Source organism: Prevotella herbatica, assembly GCF_017347605.1.
GTDB classification, from domain to species: Bacteria; Bacteroidota; Bacteroidia; order Bacteroidales; family Bacteroidaceae; genus Prevotella; species Prevotella herbatica.
In genome coordinates, this window is sequence record NZ_AP024484.1 from 855,140 (window position 1) to 878,810 (window position 23,671).

19 protein-coding genes and 2 pseudogenes are annotated in these 23,671 nt (G+C 38.0%); 6 read left to right on the forward strand and 15 right to left on the reverse strand.

Annotated elements, in window-relative coordinates; genetic code table 11:
* Positions 1 to 245 precede the first annotated feature (245 nt).
* The 8 genes from prwr041_RS03255 to prwr041_RS03290 form a co-directional block, all read right to left on the reverse strand.
* Positions 246 to 1,262, reverse strand: a complete 1,017-nt coding sequence (locus tag prwr041_RS03255) for an inorganic phosphate transporter (protein ID WP_207154931.1) — start codon at positions 1,260 to 1,262, stop codon at positions 246 to 248.
* Between the two features lie 25 nt (positions 1,263 to 1,287).
* Positions 1,288 to 1,935: a DUF47 domain-containing protein gene (locus prwr041_RS03260; protein WP_207155561.1), complete on the reverse strand. Its 648-nt coding sequence runs from the start codon at positions 1,933 to 1,935 to the stop codon at positions 1,288 to 1,290.
* Between the two features lie 116 nt (positions 1,936 to 2,051).
* Complete coding sequence (locus prwr041_RS03265) at positions 2,052 to 3,407, reverse strand: NAD(P)/FAD-dependent oxidoreductase (protein WP_207154932.1); 1,356 nt, start codon at positions 3,405 to 3,407, stop codon at positions 2,052 to 2,054.
* 137 nt (positions 3,408 to 3,544) lie between these two features.
* Positions 3,545 to 4,612, reverse strand: coding sequence for an ABC transporter permease (locus tag prwr041_RS03270; protein ID WP_207154933.1), 1,068 nt, complete (start codon positions 4,610 to 4,612; stop codon positions 3,545 to 3,547).
* Between the two features lie 4 nt (positions 4,613 to 4,616).
* Positions 4,617 to 5,705 (reverse strand): ABC transporter permease, encoded by a 1,089-nt coding sequence (locus tag prwr041_RS03275; RefSeq protein ID WP_207154935.1) that lies wholly within the window; start codon positions 5,703 to 5,705, stop codon positions 4,617 to 4,619.
* Between the two features lie 4 nt (positions 5,706 to 5,709).
* Positions 5,710 to 7,173: an ATP-binding cassette domain-containing protein gene (locus prwr041_RS03280; protein WP_207154937.1), complete on the reverse strand. Its 1,464-nt coding sequence runs from the start codon at positions 7,171 to 7,173 to the stop codon at positions 5,710 to 5,712.
* Positions 7,174 to 7,195: 22 nt separating this feature from the next.
* A complete protein-coding gene (locus prwr041_RS03285) occupies positions 7,196 to 8,092 on the reverse strand; it encodes an HlyD family secretion protein (protein ID WP_207154938.1) in 897 nt (298 codons plus the stop codon).
* A 13-nt stretch (positions 8,093 to 8,105) separates the two neighbouring features.
* A complete protein-coding gene (locus prwr041_RS03290; RefSeq protein ID WP_207154939.1) occupies positions 8,106 to 9,338 on the reverse strand; it encodes a TolC family protein in 1,233 nt (410 codons plus the stop codon).
* Positions 9,339 to 9,495: 157 nt separating this feature from the next.
* Here prwr041_RS03290 and prwr041_RS03295 point away from each other — a divergent pair, with 157 nt between their 5' ends.
* Positions 9,496 to 10,395, forward strand: a complete 900-nt coding sequence (locus prwr041_RS03295; RefSeq protein ID WP_207154941.1) for a helix-turn-helix domain-containing protein — start codon at positions 9,496 to 9,498, stop codon at positions 10,393 to 10,395.
* 827 nt (positions 10,396 to 11,222) lie between these two features.
* Here prwr041_RS03295 and prwr041_RS03300 read toward each other — a convergent pair.
* On the reverse strand, positions 11,223 to 11,711 hold the full coding sequence (locus prwr041_RS03300; protein ID WP_025883598.1) for a C-GCAxxG-C-C family protein: 489 nt from the start codon (positions 11,709 to 11,711) through the stop codon (positions 11,223 to 11,225).
* 291 nt (positions 11,712 to 12,002) lie between these two features.
* Positions 12,003 to 12,380, reverse strand: a complete 378-nt coding sequence (locus tag prwr041_RS13760) for a 4Fe-4S binding protein (RefSeq protein WP_394370805.1) — start codon at positions 12,378 to 12,380, stop codon at positions 12,003 to 12,005.
* Between prwr041_RS13760 and prwr041_RS13620 the strand changes: the two are divergent.
* The 4 genes and pseudogenes from prwr041_RS13620 to eutC all read left to right on the forward strand — a co-directional run.
* A pseudogene (locus prwr041_RS13620) lies at positions 12,280 to 12,524 on the forward strand (transposase); the annotation flags it as partial. The gene prwr041_RS13760 and the pseudogene prwr041_RS13620 sit on opposite strands and share 101 nt — an antisense overlap.
* A gap of 283 nt (positions 12,525 to 12,807) precedes the next feature.
* Entirely contained in the window at positions 12,808 to 14,280 is a 1,473-nt protein-coding gene (gene eat, locus prwr041_RS03315; protein ID WP_018464445.1) for an ethanolamine permease, read from the forward strand.
* Positions 14,246 to 15,637 carry an ethanolamine ammonia-lyase subunit EutB gene (locus prwr041_RS03320; protein WP_018464444.1) on the forward strand — a complete coding sequence of 464 codons (1,392 nt, stop codon included), beginning with the start codon at positions 14,246 to 14,248 and terminating at the stop codon, positions 15,635 to 15,637. The genes eat and prwr041_RS03320 overlap by 35 nt, the downstream gene beginning before the upstream one ends.
* Entirely contained in the window at positions 15,630 to 16,463 is an 834-nt protein-coding gene (gene eutC / locus prwr041_RS03325) for an ethanolamine ammonia-lyase subunit EutC (RefSeq protein WP_207154944.1), read from the forward strand. Before prwr041_RS03320 ends, eutC begins: the two co-directional genes overlap by 8 nt.
* Positions 16,464 to 16,523: 60 nt before the next feature.
* Here eutC and prwr041_RS03330 read toward each other — a convergent pair.
* The 5 genes and pseudogenes from prwr041_RS03330 to prwr041_RS03350 all read right to left on the reverse strand — a co-directional run.
* Positions 16,524 to 16,805, reverse strand: a pseudogene (locus tag prwr041_RS03330) (transposase); the annotation flags it as partial.
* Between the two features lie 98 nt (positions 16,806 to 16,903).
* Positions 16,904 to 17,263, reverse strand: coding sequence for a MarR family winged helix-turn-helix transcriptional regulator (locus tag prwr041_RS03335; RefSeq protein WP_207154947.1), 360 nt, complete (start codon positions 17,261 to 17,263; stop codon positions 16,904 to 16,906).
* Positions 17,264 to 17,274: 11 nt separating this feature from the next.
* Positions 17,275 to 17,745 (reverse strand): thioredoxin, encoded by a 471-nt coding sequence (gene trxA / locus prwr041_RS03340; RefSeq protein WP_025883595.1) that lies wholly within the window; start codon positions 17,743 to 17,745, stop codon positions 17,275 to 17,277.
* A 211-nt stretch (positions 17,746 to 17,956) separates the two neighbouring features.
* The gene (locus prwr041_RS03345) at positions 17,957 to 18,907 is read right to left on the reverse strand and encodes an alpha/beta hydrolase (protein ID WP_207154949.1); all 951 of its coding nucleotides are present in this window, start codon (positions 18,905 to 18,907) and stop codon (positions 17,957 to 17,959) included.
* 13 nt (positions 18,908 to 18,920) lie between these two features.
* Positions 18,921 to 20,423 (reverse strand): acetyl-CoA hydrolase/transferase C-terminal domain-containing protein, encoded by a 1,503-nt coding sequence (locus prwr041_RS03350; RefSeq protein ID WP_018464439.1) that lies wholly within the window; start codon positions 20,421 to 20,423, stop codon positions 18,921 to 18,923.
* Between the two features lie 348 nt (positions 20,424 to 20,771).
* On the opposite strand from prwr041_RS03350, the gene prwr041_RS03355 reads away from it, so the two are divergent.
* Positions 20,772 to 23,330: a DUF3943 domain-containing protein gene (locus prwr041_RS03355; RefSeq protein WP_207154950.1), complete on the forward strand. Its 2,559-nt coding sequence runs from the start codon at positions 20,772 to 20,774 to the stop codon at positions 23,328 to 23,330.
* Positions 23,331 to 23,671 lie beyond the last annotated feature (341 nt).

Sequence of the window (23,671 nt, forward strand, 5' to 3'; positions counted from 1 at the left end):
CTTTTTATTTTTCGCACAAAGGTACAATTTTTGTACTCTCAAAAAGTATTTTCAACAATTCAATAATATATATTTAATTATTTACAAGGCTTTTAACGATAGTTTGCAAACTTTACAAATATATTTTATTATTATGACCAGGGATTATTGTATAATATTGGCCGAAAAAGAAAAACGTTACAAAAGAGAACTTATGCATTGAATTGCACTTTCTTTTGTAACGCTTGCTTATTATCAGTATAATATCACAAGAAAAGTGATACCAATAGATAAATCAAAGCTCCGAGGAGCGCACTTACTGGAATCGTGAGAAGCCATGCTACCATCAAATCTTTTGTAACACCCCATCTTACAGCAGATAGTCGCTTTGTTGCTCCTACTCCCATGATAGAACCAGCTATTGTATGAGTGGTACTAACAGGTATCTTTAAATATTCGGTAATAAATAATGTCAAGGCACCAGATGTCTCTGCAACAACTCCTTCAAACGGAGTTACCTTCGTAATCTTTGTACCCATTGTCTTAACGATTTTCCAACCTCCTGACATTGTTCCAGCTGAAATAGCAAAGAAACAAGAGAAAGCTACCCAATCAGGGATGTCGTCAACAGTATGTATTCCCATACCAATATGAAGCGGATGAGCCGCAATAAGCGCAGCCGCGATTATACCCATAACTTTCTGAGAGTCATTCAAACCATGACCAATACTAAACAGGGCTGAAGATATTAGCTGAAGATGTTTAAACCAAACCTCAGCCTTACTGTGATTCATATTTCGGCATACGTACAACACAAGCATTGATGTGAAAAATGCTATTATCATACCGATAAACGGAGCCAACAGAATGAATGCAGCGATCTTAAAAATCACAGATCCCTGAATTGCCTGAAAGCCGTTTGCCATAATTGCAGCACCGGCAAAGCCACCGATAAGAGTATGTGAAGAAGATGAAGGGATACCCTTCCACCATGTAAGCAAGTTCCATATAACAGCACCAATAACACCTGCAAGAATTATCGGCAACGTAATAAATTGCTCATAAACCGTCTTTGAAACAGTGTTGGCAATACCAAACTCACCTATTATATATTTTGAGATGAAAAAAGCTACAAAATTGAAGAATGCTGCCCATATCACCGCCTGAAACGGAGTGAGCACTTTCGTTGTAACGATTGTTGTAATAGAGTTGGCTGCATCATGGAAACCATTGATAAAATCAAACGCCAACGCCAGAATGATAATTGAGATAAGTAATATCATAGATACTTATATATTATTACGTCAATTACGCATATTTTACGATAATCGTTCTTAAGATCTTACCAACATGTTCTGCCGCATCGGTAGTCTTTTCAAGTTCATTCAGGATTTCCTTCATCTTGATTAGTTCGATTCCGTCTTTCTCGTCCTCAAACAAGTTGATAATAGCTGTTTCGTAAACATCGTCAGCCTCATTTTCAAGATCGTGCAAAGTCTTGCAGTTCTGTTTCAGTTTTGAGGCATTCTTACGAATAGAAGCAAGCTCTCCCATTGCACCATAAATGCATTCAGCATCTCTCTTGACGATTTCACCCAAAGACTTCTCATAAGGATTATTCTTTTTGGGATTGTATATTGCTATACGTTTCGCACAACTATTGACTCTATCAATAACATCATCCAGTTTGTCTGCTAGAAGATGAATATCTTCACGGTCGAAAGGAGTGATGAAAGAAGAACTCAACTCTTCAAAAATTTTATGAGACAATTCATCGCCTAGACGCTCCTTCTCCTTGATTTTACGAAAAAATTCCATGCGTTCTTCTCCAGTTTTGCTATCTAGAGCACCTTGCAACATATCAGACGCTGCCAAGAGTATCTCCGAAACCTGTTCCAGATAGTCAAAGAACTTTGGTTCTTTAGGACCGAATTTGCTAAAAAAAGAATTGTTCATCATCTTGTTCTTTTTAATCACGTTATAATAATTAATATTTTTACGTTGCAAAAGTATTAAACAGTTGTTACAAAACTGCTACAATTGTTTTATCAACTTGTTACATTCACATTTTTTTATTCACAATTTTCCTCTTTCAGTAAATCTTCACCCCAATGCGTAACAGCCTCTCGTGCCTCTCTATCAATAACTTCCTTAGCTTTCTTTGGATAGAAAATCATTCGCAAAGACTGATTGTAGTTAAAATAGTTCCATATCCAGTTGAGTAGCACGATAACCTTATTGCGAACACCAAGTATAGAACGCAAGTGAACAACAAGCCACAAAACCCATGCAACAAATCCCTGAAGCTTTATCTTGCTGAACTCAGCAACAGCTTTATTTCTTCCTACTGTGGCCATTGAGCCAAGGTTCTTATAAGAGAATGGTGTCATGCTCTTTCCCTTAACAAGACGACGAAGATTCTTAGAAAGTAGTTTTCCTTGCTGTATTGATACCTGAGCCAACTGTGGATGTCCATTAGGATAGTCCTTATCACCACTCATAATACACTGGTCACCAATCGCAAATACGTTTTCCATACCAGAAACTCTGTTATATTCATCAACCTTAATACGGTTGCCTCTTCCTAAGAAAGACTTATCCATATTGGCTATCGGAACACCAGCAATACCACTTACCCATATAAATGTACGAGTTGCGATTTCACTTCCGTCAGCAAGCACAACCTTATGGTCACGATAATCAGTAACCTTCTTATTTAGCAAGATATTAACTCCCATTTTACGCAAGAATTCCTCTGCTTTAGCTGAAGATTCAGCCGACATGGCAGAAAGGAGACGATTACCTGCTTCAATCAGATATATATTCATCAAACTACTGTCTAGATCGGGATAGTCATGTGGCAAGATAGTATGCTTCATCTCTGAAAGTACACCAGCAACCTCAACACCAGTTGCTCCACCGCCAACGATAACAACATTGAGTAATTCCTGACGTTCAACGTTATTGGCGCAAGTAATTGAGCGTTCAATATTTGCAAGAATAGCATTCTGCAGTCCCATTGCCTCGGCAACATTCTTCATAGGCATTGCTTCTTCAGCAATATGCTTGTTACCATAAAAATTTGTCGTTGCTCCTGCAGCAAACACAAGGTAATCATAGTCAACCTTTCCGATTGATGTCTGGATGATCTTCTTATCCGGGAACACGGCTCTAACTTCAGCCATGCGGAAATAGAAATCTTTGCGATTCTGGAATATCTTTCTAAATGGGAATGATATTGAACTAGGCTCCATACCGGCAGAAGCCACCTGATAGATAAGTGGTGGAAATTGATGATAATTATTCTTGTCTATCAAGATTACCTGCAAACCTGAATGGTGTAGACTGGTAGCTAATTTCAAGCCACCGAAACCTCCGCCTACAATAACTACTCTTTTTTTATTTCCCTTTTCTACGTTTAAGCTCATACTAAATGATGATAATGAATATACAATTTAATAAATAATGTCAGCTAAATAGTCTTCTGCAAAGATAGTATCTTTTTGTGAATCTATCAATAAATTCAAGCTGAATTTCTTAATATTTATTTATTATATGTTATATATCAATTGTTCTTCCTGTAACTCACCACTGCCCATGTACCCATAACGGCAGAAAAGGACATAAGAGCAATAAATTGAGGCATTATTTCGAATAGATTTCCACCACGAATAAACACGATACGCATTGCATCTATAAAGTAGTGCATTGGATTTATTTCTGTTAGATATTGAGCCCAATCAGGCATACTACGGACTGGCGTGAACAGTCCGCTTAAAAGGATAAAACATACCATGCAGAACCACATCACCAGCATTGCCTGCTGCATGGTGCTACTATAATTGGATATGATAAGTCCGAGCGAACTCATAATAAGTGCCATGATTATTGCGATGAGATATATCACCGCCAACGGCCCTGCCGACGTGATACCATAAACAGCCCATGAAAGAATAAAGCATATTGTCATCACGACAAGCCCAATCACCCAATAAGGTATAATCTTTGCCATGATAAACGAGAACTTGCCAACAGGTGTTACATTTATCTGTTCGATAGTTCCAACTTCCTTCTCACCCACGATATTGAGCGCAGGCATAAAACCACAAAAGAGAATAAGTAGTATTGCCATGAGTGCCGGAATCATAAACACTTTATAGTCCTGATAAGTATTAAATAGATTAAGCACAGATATTGGAAGTTTCCCCGTTGATGGGATTACGATATTCGACAGATAAGCCGCTCCCATACTACCTTTTGTTCCATTTACAGAGTTGGACGCAATAAGTATATGTGCAGGGCGAGTGTTTACCAAATCGCGTGAATAATGCTGCGGAATCACGGCTATAATATCAGCGCTCCCCTTTTCCATCTCCTTTAAGGCTTCATCATAAGACGAAGACATCCCTTTAAAGATGAAATAATTAGAAGCCTCCATCTCGTGTACCAGTCGTTGTGATGTAGTTGTTCGGTCATTGTCTACGACCAGCAGGGATATATTTTTTATTTCCAAGTTGGTAATCCAAGGAATAACAAGCATAATCACAATGGGAAACATTATAATCATTTTTGGCAGAAACGCATTACGACGTATCTGCTTGAACTCTTTTTCTATGAGGTATCTTAGTATCATAATTCTACTCTAATCTTTTCTTGAACTTTTTGAGACTAATGGTAAGAAGCAATATCGCCATAATTGTCATAACGCACACTTCTTTCCAAACCATTGTGATGCTTACGCCCATTATCATGATCTTTCTGCATGCAGAAATAAACCACGAAGCTGGCACAAGATGAGCAATAAACTGCAACACGACTGGCATACTCTCTATAGGGTATATCATTCCTGACATTAATATGCTAGGCATGAGAAGCATCATTCCTGAGGCTAACATTGCTGCCACCTGAGTTTCGGTAAGAACACTTATAAGGAGTCCTAACGACAACGCTACTATTATAAACAATATAGATACTGCCGAAAGGGATAACAGACTACCAGCTATAGGCACATGTAATACAAAATATGATATAGTTAGAATCAATATCAGGTCTACAATGCCGAGAACAAGATATGGTATCATCTTGGCTATAATAATAAGTATCGGGCGAACTGGCGACACAAGCAGTATCTCCATCGTGCCACGTTCCTTCTCGCGAACAATACTGATTGAAGTCATCATTGCGCATATTATCATCAAAATCATTCCCATTACTCCGGGTACAAAATTATAAGCACTCTCCATGCGTGGATTATACATAAGTTTTATCAACGCACTACCATTGGATACTCCAGCCGATGACAATTCTGAAAGTATAATCTGACTGGCATAATTACTTTGTTGTATTGCCATGTTAGGATCGGCACAGTCGGCAATAATTTGCACCCTAGCCTCACCATCATATATGTGACTGGCAAAATCAGGACTGAATATGATAGCCATTTCAGCCTTGTTTCCTTCAAGCATCGTCTTAGCCTCATCCGTATTTCTAGCCATTGCCGTGATATTGAAGTATGTAGATGCATCAAGACGATTGGCTATTTTCTGAGTAGTCTTGTCTATCGAAGACGAAACAAGCACGATGCGCACATTGCGCACCTCTGTGGTGATGGCAAATCCAAACAGAAACATCATTACTATCGGCATACCGATAAGTATTAGTAGTGTGCGACGGTCACGCAATATATGGCGTGCCTCTTTTATTATAAATGATATGAATGTTGTCATATTATCAGTCTGATTTTCGTTGTGCCTTTCTAGCTAACATCGTGAATACACTATCCATATCGGTAACGGCGAACTGATGTTTTAGTTCCGATGGAGTGCCAAGCGCCTTTATCTGTCCGTCTACCATAATGGATATGCGGTCACAATATTCAGCCTCATCCATGTAATGAGTTGTTACGAAAACTGTGATACCTTCGGCTGCAGCTTCGTAAATCAATGTCCAAAATTCCTTTCGTGTAGACGGATCTACACCTCCTGTTGGTTCATCAAGGAAAACAACTTCGGGTTTATGGAATATAGATACTGAGAAAGCCAACTTCTGTTTCCATCCAAGCGGCAGTTCCTTAACGATAGTATCTTTATGTTCACTCATACCAAGACGACTGAGCAAAGAATCCGTCTTTTGTGCAATATCTTTATCGTTCATGCCGTATATGCCAGCAAAAAGGCGTATATTTTCCCAAACCTTAAGATCTTCATATAAAGAGAACTTCTGACTCATATAACCTATATGCTTTTTTATCTGCTCGTATTGCGTAGATACATCATAACCGCCTACTGTAGCTTTACCGCCAGAAGGCTGACTTAATCCTGTTAACATGCGCATTGCCGTAGTCTTTCCAGCTCCATTGGCTCCAAGAAATCCGAATATTTCACCTCTATGTACCCTAAAGGATATATGGTCTACAGCATGGAATGTACCAAATGTCTTGCACAATCCATCAACAACAATCACATCATTATCTTCAGAAACCTTTGCTTCATCTGAATGCGATAACGGTTCAGGGCAAAATACATCCTTAAATTCATTCAGTATTTCATCAGGAGCACCTACTCCACATATCTTTCCTTTATTTAGAAAGGCTATCCTACCGCATTGGCGTACTTCATCAAGATATGGAGTAGACACAATTATTGTCATTCCCGTATTACGCAACTTTTGAAGTATAAGCCAGAACTCCTTGCGCGAAACAGGATCTACACCTGTAGTTGGTTCATCAAGAAAAAGTATGCTTGGCTTATGTACAAGGGCACAGCAAAGAGCTAGTTTCTGTTTCATTCCTCCAGAAAGAGCGCCAGCACGTCTGTTCTTGAACGGTTCAATCTGTGAATATATATCACGTATCGAATCATAGTTTGCTTCTATTGTCGTATTGAAAAGTGTAGCGAAGAACTTAAGGTTTTCCTCTACAGTAAGGTCTTGATACAACGAAAACCTACCAGGCATATACCCCACACGCTTTCTGATGTCGCGCATCATTGTCAAGGTGTTAAAGCCATCAACAGATGCTACGCCGGTTTCAGGAACAAGCAATGTGGCAAGTATGCGGAAAAGAGTTGTCTTGCCGGCTCCGTCAGGACCAATAATACCAAAGAGTTCTCCTTGATTTATACTTAGCGAGACATCGTCAAGCGCACATACCTTGCCGAAATGCTTAGTGACTTTATCTATTTCTATGGCTGTCATGATAAGCTTTGAATAATTATGTCTAGAAATTTACTTCACCATACATGCCTAGTTTAATATATCCGTCATTTCTGACAAGTATTTTAACTGCATAAACAAGGTCAGCACGTTCATCATCTGTCTGTATTGTCTTTGGAGTGAACTCTGAATGTTCAGAAATCCATGTAACCGTACCATTATATTCTTTGCGTTTATTGTCTCCATAGTCACTGAACACCTTTACTTTCTGACCTACTTTCACCTTTTCAAGCTGTCCTGATGTGATGTAAGCACGAAGATAAACGTTATTCATATCTGCTATCTTGAATAAAGGTTTTCCTATTGTGGCAAAATCGCCTTTTTCCACATATTTTTCTAGTATAACACCGCTTATTGGAGCCACAATATGGCATTTGCGCAATTGGTCAATTACCTGTGAACGTTCTATTCCTGTAGCACTGCTCTGACTAGACAAACTTCTGGTACTGTTACCCAATATAGATATCTGCGCTTCCAACTGACGACGCAAGACTAGCACTGCCGAGTTAGCATCATCCAACTGCTTCTGGTTTGCCGCTCCGTCTCTAACTAGACCAGCAGACCTGCGCTGTTCTCTTTGTGCAGTAGCCAACTGTTGGCGTAATGCCGCAATCTGTTTCTGCACATCTGGTTTTTGATTTTCAAAAGTTTCTCGTGTCACTCCAACCTGCATAGCCTTTAACTGCAACTGCACGGTATCAATGAGTCCCACTTGCTTACCGCAATCTATATTCTGTCCTTCTGTTATATCAAAAGCCATTATACGTCCTGTCTGTTCGGCAGCTACAGTAACTTCTGTGGTCTCGAAAGTACCAGTGGCATCATAACTCTTCTTATCTGATGAACACGCTGCGAACATCGTCGCCATTGAAACCCATATAATAAATTTTCTTGTTTCCATATCTATTTAAATATTAATAGTTGCCAATATTTTTAAGTTGGTAAATCTCTTTCAGCAGTTGAATCTCGTGCAAAGCCTTAGCCTGCTTTGCCTCGCTCTCGGCATTTATCTGGCGCAGCATCTCATTGATAGTCAACGTGCCGTTTTCCACTTTGCGTTCAGCTTTGCTTCGTATGTTTGTACGAAGTACAACAATATCATCATCTGTCTTTATTTTTTCCTTCAGATCATTGATAACAGAAGTCTCTCCGACTGTCTGCAATCTTGTATTGAAAAGAAATGTCTGACGATTACTTTCAATCTGTTGTCTATTAGCCTCAATCTGTCTTTTGTCATTCTTCCTCGTATAAAGTCCGCCTATATTCCAAGTTAGTTTAGCGCCAGCCATCAACATACTTTTGTTTATCAAATCCAGACCTGTATTCCCCACCAGTCCTGATACAAACAATCCGAATTTTGGTTTTAAATTCACATCAAGCGCTTTCTCACGCTCATTTAGTAATATTGTCTGTGCGTCAAACAGTTTCATTTCTGGTCGTTTTACTTCCATTGATTCAGGCATATCATCAGACGGACGAGATAATGTAATGTTGTCATCAATCTTTTCATCTATAAAAATAGCCAACATCATAATATATGAGTGTCGTTGTTCTATCAAGCTCTTCATCTGTTGTTCTGCGTTCAATTGTTCAACCTTTATAGCATCAATATCGCTCTGATTGGCTATACCATTCTTCATCATAGCGTCTATACTTTTCCTACTAAGCGCCAAGTCTTCCTGCAAAAGTTTATTCTGCTTGATTTGCTCGTCAAGGAGCAACGTTCCAAAAAACATTTGATCTACTCTTGAATTTACATCATACATTGAAACATTTAACTGTTCTGTACTCACATTCGCATCGGCTTTGGTTATACTCTTACGAGAAGAAACAGCGCCACCATCATATACATTCTGAGATACTTGCAACATTCCACCATAGAGATAGCTTTTAGTATCAATAGCTGAAGCCATATTACCTTTAAGCATATCTGTATGATATGTTGCCAAACCAGTTACAGAAACTTGTGGTAAATTAGCGACAGAAGCATTGGCAATATTATAGTCACGCAATCGCTCAACCAAATCATATTGCTTTATAAGCGGATAATTATCATGCGCTTTCTGTCTACATTGAAGTAATGTTAGTTGGGCGTAGCATCCTGTGGTTGCCATAATCAGTCCCAAAAGAATCATTCTTATTCTCATATATTATATTTTTCTGCAAAGATATGCTGTTTCATTAATAAAGTCATTATCTATAAGAATTGAAAAATGTCCTTTTTGTACTATAATTCAAAAAAGATGGTCAACAATAGGGATATTTTATTATCTTTGAGGCATATTAATTGATAAATAGTAGGATATGGAAAGTAACAGACCTATAAAACTGGACTTCGAACGTATACGCGATTATATAAAACTAGGTATATTGGATAATGCTAATGCAGCGTACGTTGCAAAGGACTTCGCTGTATTACTGAGTTTCAACAAACTTAGAAAAACATTTATAACATTAAACCAACCATACAGATTTGATGAACTACGTGTATGCTGTGTAAAAAGCGGAACCGGCCATGCTATCATCAACCTTATTGACTATACTATAAATAAAGGTTCGATGTTGTTTATCGGAGCTGGGAGCATTGTACAACCTATATGTTTTACCCCTGATTTCGATATGGAGGCTATATCTGTAAACGACGAGTTACTGCAAATGTTATTTAATGGGAGAGTCCCGTCATGCTTAATTAGCGGTGAGAGTAAAACGACAATACCGATGAATGAAGAAGAAGAGAACATATTTCACAGACTTATAGAAGATGCATGGCTGATAATACATTCAAACAGTATTGACAAAGATACGTTCTTTTGTGTTACGAAAGCAATACTATGCATGTATAGCAACTTAAACAGCAAAACAGGAGTTAATGGCGAAGTGCATACTCATGAACGTGAGGTATTTCTTAAATTTATAAACCTTGTACATAAATTCAGTAAAAAAGAACGTTCACTTGGTTTTTACGCAAACAAGATGTGCATGTCGCAACGCTATCTTGGAACATTAATAAGTAATGCCAGCGATACTACAGCAAAAGAATGGATAGATAAATCGGTAATCGCTGAAGCTAAGGTTATGCTTAAACATTCAGATATGCAGGTTTCACAAATCAGTGAAGCGCTAAACTTTCCAAATGTAAGTTTTTTCTGTAAATTCTTCAAACGCTTGACTGGTACAACTCCACAAGGATATAAAAACGAATAGTTGAATCTTTATCATACAGCATCTGTTAAACATAATGACTGGTGCTATGAGAAAAATGCAAATTATGACTAATGCTATATATTATATAAATAATGTGCGCGCACATGCGCGCGCACTAAAGGGTTTTCAAAATACTAGCGTCGAACTGACGAAAAACTGACTATCAGCAACTTAGATATGATTTTCTCAAAAATGAAGTGTCGTAATATGCGTTATCAATTTTTAGAAAAACAAAAGCAGCTTTTTTTCATAATCCTCAATTTCTTACCTAAAAATAGATGTTTTTGCACCGTAAAAATCGCCTCTTTATCATGCCCTATTTTGCATTTCATCGATATAAAGCATAAAATTACGTCTCTTGCCTGATACTTATCTTCGCTAAAAAAGCATTCTAACTAACTGATACACAGCCATTAGACACTTTGACACTATTTATTTTAAAAAACTATAGGGGGAGATTATGCTAATCAGCAATATATGTAAATGGACAAAGCACTATAAATCGCATCTGAATTAAGACAAAACGATGCTTCTTATCATATTGTTACTGTTGACAAGAAGCATTTAAAGATTCAGAAATCCGTTTCTACGATATAAAGTTTGCGTTACTACGACATAAAGTTTACGTTTCTACGACATAAAGTTTACGTTACTACGACATAAAGTTTACGTTACTACGATATAAAGTTTACGTTACTATATGGAATACTGCAAAATAAACTAGATATCTTATTAAGAAATGATGTAAGATATCAACAATATGCGTAACATCCTAAAGCATAATTTTCAGCTACTCTTATTCCTCTAAAATATTGTTATCGCTTAAACTATTTCTGTTTATCCTCTGCTATGCCTTTACTTTTAAGATAATCTTCAAATATCTGAGCGGCTAACTTTACCTTCAATGCACACGGTCTGCCTTTATATGCTTCTGGTATTTCCTGATGCTGAGCAGGACCTTCAGCTTTAGCATATCCCTTCAAACCTAAGATTTCACCACATGTCACAGATCCATACTGCTCTTTAAACTTTTCAGTCATCATCTGTATAGCATTGAATGTAGTTTTCACCTTATCCTTTTCTCCAGGTACGGAATTACCATCTTCAAGCCCAGCCAAGACCCCCATTCCCATAACAGCACCACAAGTGAGTCTCTGGCGTCCCAATCCACCACCAAAAGCGGCAGTAATCTGTGAAGCCTGCTCCTTTGAAAAGCCATAACGTTCAGCAAAAGCCACAACCAAAGCTTGACCGCAGTTATATCCGTTATTATAATTATCTGCGGCTATATCCGCAAGAGTTCTTTCCTGATTCATATTTATTCTTTGTTTTTTAATTTGCAAATCATTTGTGTCATATTTCCCATTGGACAACACACACCATGTCTGCGGTCTATATATTAATGACTTTATATCCTTTGCTACAAGGACTGTTGCATAAATCATATTGAGAAAGAATGTCATGAAAAACACAAGGAAACCATTTCCGAACCATTTTGAAGACAACCATCTTGGTGCTGCCTTTCACTTAGACATTCTTAATTTGTTGCCAATAATAAGGAATATCTGTCCACGTCCACATATAATCATACCAATGCGTTATCTTCTTCATGCAACCTTAACATTATACATTACACCAGCTGGACAAGACTTTTCACACAGTCCGCATACTATACACACCTCGTCATTTACTATAACGTGAGTTCGATGAATTATAAATATGTAAAATTTGATGATTAGTGAAAATTGCTGTAAATTTAATGTGTTAAAAATCAAAACATTACAAACAATAATCACAATGATCACCGAGGACAAAGTTACTGAAATATTTTGTATTGCAGATGATTTCTGCAAGTTTTTTGATGCTATGATAGTAAAATACACATTGAAGAATAACATGAAAGGAGCTATTATGAAAGGCTCAGATAAGTTACTCTTAAGGAAAAGGGCTAACATTGAGACTATGAATGAAGAACTTAAGAACATTGCACAAGTGGAACATTTATGACATCGGTCTTTTGATAATTATATTATCAATACACTTGAAGCATTGGCTGCATACTGCCTTTTCCCTAAGAAGCCTAAATTAATGTTGAAAGAACTATTGATAGACAATTAACTTTGTTTTAAATTCGTCGAACTCACATTAAATAACAATTTAAACTTATAATCGCTATTTTGCTTACTATTTGCATACAAATAACAAGTAAAAAGTATCAAAAACGAATATTCGAATATTAATTACTTACTTTATGCTACAATTTATTTTGTTATCGTTTCAAAATGCTGTATCTTTGTACTATTAAGATTGCAACATGCTTTATATTTACACCATTAAGATTACAAAATGATATTTGCGGATATCATAAACAACACACACATAATAACACAACACAATTAAAACAAATTAGGTATGGGTAAGCAAAAGTCAACATTGAAGCGTAAGTTGAACGCTTTTCATTTGTGGGGAATAGCTGTAGGATTGGTTATTTCAGGAGATTATTTCGGATGGAGTTACGGTTGGGCATCAGGAGGAACCCTTGGGTTCTTAATAGCAACTTTATTTGTTGCGGTGATGTATGTAACTTTTATATTCAGTTTTACAGAGATGTCATGTGCTATTCCTCAAGCAGGAGGTCCGTTTGCCTATGCTCGCAGAGCGTTTGGACCCATTGGGGGATTCTTTGCGGGTACATTTACACTTATAGAATATGTTTGCGCACCTCCATCCATAGCATTAGCTATCGGAGCATATTTCAGTGATCTAGTACCAGGATTAAGCCCTGTTGCTATCGCAATTGTAGCTTACGGACTTTTTGTTGCCTTAAATCTTTGCGGAGTTTCAGCGGCTGCTACATTTGAACTCGCTGTTACGATAATAGCTATATGCGAGTTGCTCGTCTTTATGGGCGTAGTGGCACCTGGTTTTGAATTAACAAACTTTCTTTCACACGGCTGGGCCGGTTCAGACACATTCTCTATGGGGACGATAGGTGGTATATGCGCTTCAATACCGTTCGCAATATGGTTCTTCCTCGCAATAGAAGGAGCCTCTATGAGTGCAGAAGAAGCAAAAAATCCACAAGTTACAGTTAAGAAAGGATTTATTACGGGTATTATAACTCTAGTAATTCTTGCTGCTGGCGTAATGATGTTTGCTGGTGGATCAGGTGATTGGAAACAATTATCCAACCTAAATGACCCTCTGCCTAAAGCTATGATGATGGTAGTAGGTCAAAAGAGTAGTTGGGTACATATGTTAGTCTTCCTTGGACTCTTTGGACTCTTGGCTTCATTCCATGGAATAATAATGGAGGCTGGTCGTCAGATATTTGCACTGTCACGTGCTGGTTATCTACCAAAGTCATTAAGCTGGGTTAACATACGCGCTGTTCCACATTGGGCAATCATAAGTACAGCCGTTTTCGGTATCATCTGTGTTCTATGCAATGGTTTTGATCCATTCTTTAATGGTCAGTCGCTTACTGCAAATATTATAACACTGGCATGTTTTGGTTCCATCACAATGTATATCATATCAATGATGTCTCTATTCAGACTCCGTAAGACAGAGCCCAATCTGGAACGTCCTTACAAGGCAATCTGTTACCCTGCCTTCCCTATAATAGCATTGATAGGAGCTGTGATATGTTTTGTACTGATGATATACTATAATTTCAATGTATTTGTTGCATTTATAATAATAATGGCATTATGCTATGGTTACTATGTGTACAACCGTAAAGCTATAAAGGAAGACTTTGTTGTAATAGACGATAATGCGCCAGAGGTAGAAGACGAGATTGAGTCAGATGTAGAATCTGAAGGTGAACTAATAGGAGAGACAGTATATGTACAAGATAGCGATAGGAAACATAACATATAGATTTGATAATCTGAAAGATGTCATGGCAAAGGCAACACCAGCTCGTTCTGGTGATGACCTTGCCGGAATATCTGCTTCAAACATGGAGGAGAGGGTGGCTGCAAAAATGGTCCTTGCTGAAATACCACTTCAAAGATTCCTTGAAGAGCCTCTTATTCCTTATGAAGAAGATGAGATTACAAGATTAATTATTGATACTCATGATCAGAAAGCTTTTGCTCCGATAAGCAGTCTCACGGTGGGTGACTTTCGAAATTGGTTGCTAAACGACCATACCACAACCGACGATCTTTCGTATGTAGCTCCAGGGATAACGCCAGAGATTGCAGCAGCAGTTAGTAAAATAATGCGTAATCAGGATTTATTATTAGTGGCACAGAAATGTAGTGTCGTAACTAAGTTCAGAGATACAATCGGTCTGCCAGGCAGATTGAGCGTGAGATTACAGCCTAATCATCCTGTAGATGACCTGAAGGGTATTGCTGCAAGCATAATAGATGGACTTATGTACGGTTGCGGAGATGCTGTTATCGGTATTAATCCTGCCAGCGATAGTATACCGGTGTTGATGAACCTGAACTATATGTTGGATGATATAATACATAATTATGATATACCTACTCAGTCGTGTGTGCTCACACATGTCACAACTTGCACCGAATTGATAAACAGAGGGGCACCGGTAGACTTGTTGTTTCAGAGCATAGCAGGAACAGAGAAAGCCATGGCCGGATTTGGTGTTAATCTTAAGATGCTAGACGAGGGGTACGAAGCCGTAAAGAGTCTTCATCGTGGAACTATCGGAGAAAACTGCATGTATTTCGAAACAGGACAGGGTTCTGCTTTATCATCAGATGCAAATTTCGGAGTAGACGAACAGACGTGCGAAGCTCGCTGTTATGCAGTGGCCCGCAGGTATCATCCTCTTCTTGTAAATACAGTGGTTGGTTTTATAGGTCCCGAATACCTATACGATGGTAAACAGATAACAAGAGCAGGACTTGAAGATCACTTTTGTGGTAAGCTGATGGGAGTGCCTCTAGGCTGTGACATCTGTTATACAAATCATGCCGAGGCTGATCAGGATGATATGGACAATCTACTCACATTACTCGTAGCCGGTGGGGTTAACTATATTATGGGTGTCCCCGGAGCAGACGATATAATGCTTAACTATCAGAGTACATCTTATCATGATGCCCTGTATGTGAGAAAACTCCTGAACAAAAGGCATGCACCTGAGTTTGAAAGTTGGTTGAAAAAAATAAACCTAATAGACGAAAAAGGAGATATTCTGCCATTCAAACCAACAAATAAATTATTGCAAATAGAGAAAATGGAGGCTGTAAATGGATGAAAATCATTATTTAACCGTAAAGGCAGAAAATATAAGAGAGAACGACTGTTGGGAAAAACTAAAATCTTATACCGATGCTAGAATTGCCCTAGGTAGGACTGGATGCAGCATACTGACAAACGACTATTTGGCATTCAGTCTGGCGCATGCCAAGGCACGTGATTCTATAAAGATGCCTTTCGATAGAGATAGAATAGGAAAAGAATTACATGCAATGGGACTTGAAACTATAAATGTGGAAAGTTGCGCTGCCAATAGGGAAATATACTTGTGTCGTCCTGACTTTGGCAGACGACTAAGTGAGAGAAGTAAACTTCTACTAGATGAGCTGAATTATCAGGGAGCTGATGTATTGTTAGTTATAGGTGACGGATTGTCATCAAAAGCTGTTCATAAACAAGCCGTTCCATTCATACGGCAATTTTTACCATACATGGATGAACTTGGCATGACGGTTGGACCGGTGGTGCTCGCAAAGGAGAGCAGAGTAGCACTAGGTGATGATATCGCGGAGAGGATGCATTGCGGACTGGTTGCTACACTGATAGGCGAACGCCCTGGCCTTTCATCTCCCGATAGTCTGGGAGTGTATATGACATACAAGCCCTATTGTGGCAGGATGGAAAGCGAACGTAACTGTATATCAAACATACGTCCTGAGGGATTGAGCTATGGTAAGGCAGCATTTAAGTTGGCTTGGCTTATAGAGAATGCATATAATATGAAGAAAAGCGGCACAGCTCTGAAAGACCAGAGTGATGATATACAGCATTATCTTACATTGAAACCTCATATAAAAGATACAGATATACTGAATATTGTTTAAACAGAAAAAAAAATGTTGTTTGACTAGGCCATCTCCTAGATTAACGTGAGTTCGACGAATTTAGAACAAGGTTAATTGTCTATCAACAGTTCTTTCAGCATTAATTGTAGGTTTCTTTGGGAAAGGCTATATGCAGCCAATGCTCCAAGTGTACAGACAAGACCGATGTCTTGAATATTCCACTTGTGCAATGTTCTTAAGTTCGTCATTAATAGTCTCAATGATAACCTTTTCCTTTAAGAGTAACTTGTCTGAGACTTTCATAATAGATCCTTTCATGTTATTCTTCAACTTAAGAATGAGTTGTATGCCGTCAAAGAAAAGCCTTTCAAACAAGTATTTGTACATACACCACAGGCAACGCATCGCCCACGGTCATTTTCAGCTATATATTTTTTCTTTCAGCTTTTTGTAGCTTGTTATATTGATCAAGATACTAATCAATCTACTGATAAATTAGTAAGATTTTCTGGCAACTGGAATCTTTCGCAATTAACTTTGGCCAATAATTCCTCACCTTCTTTTGTAATTGTAAAACGCATGCAGCGCTTGTCTTCTTTACAAAGTTTGCGATGAATATACCCGGACTTTTCCAAAGAAGCAATTACCTTTGAAGCATTTGAATTTGAAAGTTCCATTTCCTCGGCAATCTCTCCTGAAGATATGTTTTCCTTTTCAGATACAATGCAAAGCATCGTTGCCTCATTTATATTAAGACCAAGCTGCTTTTGGAACTCGGTTTCAAAAGCAGCTATGGCACGATATACATTTCTTATTCTGCAAATACAATTTTTATTCATTATATCTTGTCTTATTTCAATAAAGTATTTTTTATTGCTTTTTCAAGATCTATTCTTCCCATTGCGCCAACCTGCATCTTTGGCTCGCCTTTCATCGGAATGAACAGCAATGAAGGTATTGAGCGGATGCCAAATATTGATGCTAGTTCCTGTTCCTTGTCAACATCTACTTTATAAACATCGATTTTACCCTGATACTCTTCAGCCAAACTGTCAAGGATTGGAGCTGTTGCTTTGCAAGGTCCACACCATGTAGCATAAAAATCTATTATTGCAGGTTTATCACCTTTAAAGTCCCAACTTTGAGGATTCTTCTCATAGTCCATCACTTTGTTTTTGAACTCTGATAGTGTCAATTCTGTTGTATTCATTTTCTTAGCCTCCTGTTTGTTTATTATTTTTTGTTTCTGTTTAGCGCTAGTGCAACTTGATGAAAAAAGTGCAGCTATCATCATAATCATTATAAATAATTTGTTATGCATAATTATTTTCTTTTAATTAATAGTTTCTACTGGAAAACATTTACAAAGGTATAAAATTAATTTGTTCAAACAAATTTCCAAAGGCAAACATTATAAGCTATAACAGACATTAACCAAATATATAACATCGTTAACATTTTCCAACGGAAAACAATATTCAAAGGATTACTTTAAGATCTAAACAGAGAACAATATAAACAAGGCAAATATATCATTTGATATACTTGCCTGTAAATTGCGCAACCTTATTGATGTATGCTTTTTGATTTAACTGGAATGACTTTGCATGTGGCGCCCCCTGCACAATCCATATTTCTTTAGGTTGCGGTTTTGCCTTATAAAGCGGATAAACCATTCGTGTAGGCACGTAGTCATCTGCCGAACCGTGAATAAAGAGCATTGGCAGTTTGCATTTCGCTACTTGATGCAAAGCCGAAGCCTCACCGAAACTCCAACCATACAATAGTTTGCATAATGCACTTGACGAATACATTAATGGAAATGCAGGAAGTCCGAACATCTCTTTTATCTCATAATTGAATTCATCCCAGACACTTGTATATCCGCAGTCGTCAACAAAGCATTTAATATAAGGTGGAAGTTTTTCACCAGACACCATCATTGTTGTAGCACCTCCCATTGAAATGCCATGCACAACAATTTCGGTATTGTTACCAAAAAGTGTATTTGCAAGCTTTGCCCATAGCAATATATCCTTGCGGTCTTTCCATCCCATGGTAACAGCCTTACCATCACTCTTACCATGGTATTGCAGATCTGGCAACAACACGTTGTATCCCAGTTCATGACTGTATATATACGCAATAGGCATCATGGTATAAGCACAGTCTTTATATCCATGAATAAGAATGGCTGTCTTACGCGTCGGTTTTGTCGACTTAATATAATAACCATTCAGTTTCAGACCTTCACTGTTGATAATCGTTGTATCATGAATTGCTTTAACCTTGTTAAGACTATCTGTCCAGGGTTTCATAAACGAATATATTGAATCGTTTTTATGAGTAACCTTTTCTACATTATCTTTTTCTGACGGTAGCAACGCAAAGTTTATCAGATAAAACGAACCACCTATTGTATATATGCAAAACAATATTACAACAGACAGTAATGTCCAAAGGATTATTTTCTTCTTTTGCATAATGTATATGTTCTTACAGATACTCGCTGAAATCAGTCAGTCGCATATCCCCTTTCTTCAGGAATGTATCGTGAAACGCAAGAGCAGCACGCATACTCTGAGGTTCGTGTCCGTGTTCTGCTATTTTAAGATAATCTCTCAGCAACGGGCGATAACTAGGGTGAGCACAGTTTTCTATTATTTCTTTTGCACGACGCAGAGGTCCCTTTCCTCTAAGGTCAGCGATTCCCTGTTCTGTCACAATCACGTCAACATCATGTTCTGTTGAATCTACATGACTACACATTGGAACAATAGCACTGATGCAACCATTTTTAGTTGTACTCTGTGTGGTGAATATACTGATATATCCATTACGTTCGTAATCACATGAACCACCGATACCGTTCATTAGTCTGCTACCACATATATGACTTGAATTCTCATTGCCATATATATCGCATTCTATTGCCGTATTCATTGCAATAACTCCAAGACGACGTATCACTTCTGGAGAGTTACTTATCTCACTTGGGCGAATTGTTATATGCTTTTTAAAATAGTCAATTTCACTATATATCTCTTGCAAAGTATCATTAGTCACTGTTAGCGACGAACAACTTGCATCCTTTATTCGTCCTTCCTTCATATACTTCACAACGGAATCCTGAACAACCTCCGTGTAAACTGAAAATACAGGCACCAAAGGGTTTTGACCTAATGCCTCAAGAACAGCATTACTTGTTGTGCCCACTCCACTTTGCAACGGAAGGAACTGTGAAGGAATAAGTCCACGTTTAAGGTCAGCTACAAGAAAATCAGCAACATTGTGTCCCATCTGCTGTGTAATTTGGTCAAGTGGTTTAAATGCTCTTGCCTCTTCAGGAATATTGCATTCAATAACACCCACAATTTTCTTGGCATCTATCTCAACATACTCTTTTCCTATACGATCACTTACCCCAAGAATTGGAATAGGTTGACGAAAAGGGCACTCACCTATTTCATATACATCATGAAGATAGCGTGAAGCCTTACTATGAAAGGCGTTCTTCTCAATTATAATCTTTTTTGCCAGACGCGCAATAGTCGGAACTATTCCTCCAGCACTGGTTAGGAAAGCCTTACACATGCTTTCACCCTCGTCAATATCACTGACTTCAATTATTGCCCAGTCTATTTCTCCGTAAAAGCCACGACGCAGACGTTCTGCCATGTGTCCCAGGTGCATATCTTCATAATCTATCTCACCTGCATTAGTATGGTTTCTAAAATCTTTATTAGTGGAAAACGGTGCCCTGAACTTTATAGCATTGACACTTGCCATATCGCCCTCAATACTCTGACTGGTTGATGCACCAGTAAGAATACCAACTTTAAAAGGTCTGCCAGCTTCATGTTCCGAAACGGCACGCTTTGAAAGTTCACGAAATACAGCTTTTGCTACGCCGTTTGGTGTGAACCCAGATAATCCTATATTATCATTATTATTTATCATTGCCGCACCTTCTGCAGCAGTAATTCTACTATATGCCATTTATCTTTTGTTTTTTCTTGGTGCAAAGATACAATAATTTTAATAAATATACTATATTTGAAAGAATATTTGCATATATATCATCATTACATGTATATATATACTATTTATATATCAAAATAGTCTTTTTTGTGCATAAATCGTTTGCTATTAAATCATGATATCACAGTTATTGGTTTCAAAGCAGTAAATTTATCTAATCTTTTTTGAAAAAGCAAGTCTTTATAGTTATTTTTATGTCTGCACATTTTATTTTGTAATTCCATACAACAATACTATTTTTGTAAGAATAGTTTTCATTTTTCATCTATTTTATTTATATTTGCATAAACTAAGAATTAACTTGTTATGAAATTAAGGCACCTGACATTGGCTTTATTCTTATTACTTGACATTGCATATTCAATGGCACAGCTATCACCTGTGAAGCGAAACACAAATATTGCATTGGGAATAAACAGAAGAGAAAAAGACAGTACCCTTGTTAGTAAGTTAAATATTGGACTTGTTTCCAACGTGGATTCTCTACACGGATTTCAGTTTGGTGGATTATCCAGCGTTGTAAGACGTGAGGCTAACGGATTAAACATTGGAGGGCTGTTCTCATATACGGCAGGTGATGTTAATGGAGCACAATTATGTGGTGCGATAAATTCTGTAAGCGGTAACTTATCTGGTTTCCAATTTGCTTTTATCAACAACATGGCTCATTCGCTAAACGGTGTACAACTTTCTGGATTTACAAACATAGCAACAAGTCCATTCCGAGGTGTGCAATTAAGTGGAATCACCAACATTTCTATGGGGGTGAAAGAGGGTATGCAGATTAGTACCATTGCCAATATCTGTTCTTCTTACATGCGTGGGCTTCAGGTTGCCGCATATAATTATGTAGATACGCTCAATGGTTCACAGATTGGACTGATCAATGTGTGCAGCTCGCATCCTAGAGGTGTGCAAGTGGGACTTATAAACTATAGCCGCGACACGATTGCGCACAAAGTGGGACTGGTAAATGTAAATCCCAAGACCAAAATAGACGTGATGTACTATGCCGGCACATCAACCAAACTGAACTTCGCCATGCGCTTTCGTAACCGAAGTACATATAGTATGGTCGGTGTAGGAACGCATTATATGGGACTTGACAAACGTTTTTCGGGAGCTTTGTTCTATCGTCTAGGTCAATATTTTGAAATTGCACCTCGATGGACAGTAAGTTCAGACATAGGATTTTTCCATATCGAGACATTTCAAAATAATGAGGATAAGCCGAAACGACTATGTTCATTGCAGTTGCGTGTGAACACAGATTATCAGATAAACAATTATATGAGTGCTTTTGCTTCTGTGGGATATGGAGACACTCGCTATTACCATCATCTAAAAGAATATCGCAATGGTGCTATCGTGGAAGCTGGTATAGCTGTGAGATACAATAAGAAGAAATATCCACTCATGACTGGTTATGAGGCCCCAAATGCAAAGACTACTAATAAAGAAGATGCAGACACGGATAGCACATACGCATATAATGCTCCTTACATGCATAGAAAATATTTATGGAAAGGCATTGCCGAGGCAACTGGAATAAATGTGGCTGTGCATTGTTTCGATAGGTTTGTGATGAACGAAGATTTTGCGAAAGTAAACCTTCACACTATTCATCATAATATAAAAACGGGCTTTGTATGGGACAACGACCAATTTTCTACTAATCTATTTGCACACCCTTATCATGGCAGTCTTTATTTTAATTCTGCCCGTTCAAGTGGAATGACGTTTTGGGAGTCGGCACCGTTTGCTTTAGGTGGAAGTTTGATGTGGGAGACATGTGGTGAAATTGAACCACCTGCTATCAACGACCTCATGGCGACAACATTTGGTGGTATATGTATTGGAGAGGTGACACATCGCATCAGCGACATCATTCTTAATGACAGTCAGCGTGGCTTCCGCCGCTTTCTGCGTGAGTTTGCAGCAACAGTGGTATGCCCAATGAAAGGTTTCAACCGTATCATTAGTGGTGATACATGGGCTGTAAAAAATAAGTATTATAAGTATCATGATTACAACCGTTTCCCAGTAGACTTATCTATATCGGTCGGTGATCGTTATCTTGCTGACAACGGAGCTTTATTCAGAGGAGAGCACAACCCATACGTAAACCTATTCATGGAATATGGCAATCCTTTCAATGATTCAGAAAACAAGCCTTATGATTTCTTTTATGCTGAGGCAACATTTGGATTCAGTGCCAACCAACCTTTAATCAACGGACTTCATATATTGGGACGTATATGGGGTGCCCCTGTTTATGAGAACAACAATATTCAGGCTGAGTTTGGTATATTTCAGCATTTCAACTATTATGATTCAAAACCTGTAAAAGACGGCACATCGCTTACACCTTATCGTATATCAGAGGCAGCATCGTTTGGTCCGGGAGTGATATTCTCTTTTCCACAGGTTGGTGCACTGACGCGTTTGGAACAGCGAGTATTTCTTTCAGCCATTCTACTTGGAGGAACAAAGAGCGATTATTATAATGTCATTGACAGAGACTACAACATGGGAAGTGGATTTTCAATCAAGACAAAGACTCACATGGAGTTTCACAATTTTGGACGTTTCATCATCCACACCGACTATTATCGCATTTTTACATGGAAAGGCTATGAAAACAAAGACTTGACAAAAGTTGATCCATTATATCTTAATGCGCAAGGCGACAAAGGTAATGCGTCTCTTCTTGTCCTCAATCCTATATGGGAACTTGATCTTAAGGGTTCATTAAGCGCAGTACTTTCAGGCACATACTATGTACGCGATACTTATTATAAGTATCACGACAACGTATATGCAAAGACTTTTGAAATAAGATTTGGACTTACGTATCACTTTTAAGACGGAGTAAATGCACTAAGAATATAAATTTAAAAAGACCTCTCCCCTCACGGGGAAAGGCTTTCGAAAGACACACACGCTTGTGTGAATTCCCCCTTTCAATGACTAATCTAATCAGGGGAAGATAGAATAAATGTTTCTATCTAATTATAGTGATAATTATTAGACGCCATCGGTTCTCACGAATCTTTTTTCTTCATGATGCAGCGATTGCTGCATCATTGACAGGCATCCGAATTGAGTTATATCTTTTTTATCTAATGCTATTGCGCATTATTGTTATATTTAATTAGAAGTTCAATCATCATGCTTGTTTTCGTAACAGCTGTTTGCTCTATAGA

Excerpts from the sequence above, each read along its gene's own strand:
- prwr041_RS03260 (WP_207155561.1), bottom strand. The coding sequence starts at position 1,935 with ATGAACAATTCTTTTTTTAGCAAATTCGGTCCTAAAGAACCAAAGTTC.
- prwr041_RS03355 (WP_207154950.1), top strand. The coding sequence starts at position 20,772 with ATGAAATTAAGGCACCTGACATTGGCTTTATTCTTATTACTTGACATT.
- prwr041_RS03335 (WP_207154947.1), bottom strand. The coding sequence starts at position 17,263 with ATGAATAAAAATTGTATTTGCAGAATAAGAAATGTATATCGTGCCATA.
- prwr041_RS03285 (WP_207154938.1), bottom strand. The coding sequence starts at position 8,092 with ATGGAAACAAGAAAATTTATTATATGGGTTTCAATGGCGACGATGTTC.
- prwr041_RS03350 (WP_018464439.1), bottom strand. The coding sequence starts at position 20,423 with ATGGCATATAGTAGAATTACTGCTGCAGAAGGTGCGGCAATGATAAAT.
- trxA (WP_025883595.1), bottom strand. The coding sequence starts at position 17,745 with ATGCATAACAAATTATTTATAATGATTATGATGATAGCTGCACTTTTT.
- prwr041_RS13760 (WP_394370805.1), bottom strand. The coding sequence starts at position 12,380 with ATGTTCTTAAGTTCTTCATTCATAGTCTCAATGTTAGCCCTTTTCCTT.
- prwr041_RS03255 (WP_207154931.1), bottom strand. The coding sequence starts at position 1,262 with ATGATATTACTTATCTCAATTATCATTCTGGCGTTGGCGTTTGATTTT.
- prwr041_RS03270 (WP_207154933.1), bottom strand. The coding sequence starts at position 4,612 with ATGATACTAAGATACCTCATAGAAAAAGAGTTCAAGCAGATACGTCGT.
- prwr041_RS03265 (WP_207154932.1), bottom strand. The coding sequence starts at position 3,407 with ATGAGCTTAAACGTAGAAAAGGGAAATAAAAAAAGAGTAGTTATTGTA.
- eutC (WP_207154944.1), top strand. The coding sequence starts at position 15,630 with ATGGATGAAAATCATTATTTAACCGTAAAGGCAGAAAATATAAGAGAG.
- prwr041_RS03275 (WP_207154935.1), bottom strand. The coding sequence starts at position 5,705 with ATGACAACATTCATATCATTTATAATAAAAGAGGCACGCCATATATTG.
- prwr041_RS03280 (WP_207154937.1), bottom strand. The coding sequence starts at position 7,173 with ATGACAGCCATAGAAATAGATAAAGTCACTAAGCATTTCGGCAAGGTA.
- prwr041_RS03290 (WP_207154939.1), bottom strand. The coding sequence starts at position 9,338 with ATGAGAATAAGAATGATTCTTTTGGGACTGATTATGGCAACCACAGGA.
- prwr041_RS03345 (WP_207154949.1), bottom strand. The coding sequence starts at position 18,907 with ATGCAAAAGAAGAAAATAATCCTTTGGACATTACTGTCTGTTGTAATA.
- prwr041_RS03295 (WP_207154941.1), top strand. The coding sequence starts at position 9,496 with ATGGAAAGTAACAGACCTATAAAACTGGACTTCGAACGTATACGCGAT.
- prwr041_RS03300 (WP_025883598.1), bottom strand. The coding sequence starts at position 11,711 with ATGAATCAGGAAAGAACTCTTGCGGATATAGCCGCAGATAATTATAAT.
- eat (WP_018464445.1), top strand. The coding sequence starts at position 12,808 with ATGGGTAAGCAAAAGTCAACATTGAAGCGTAAGTTGAACGCTTTTCAT.
- prwr041_RS03320 (WP_018464444.1), top strand. The coding sequence starts at position 14,246 with ATGTACAAGATAGCGATAGGAAACATAACATATAGATTTGATAATCTG.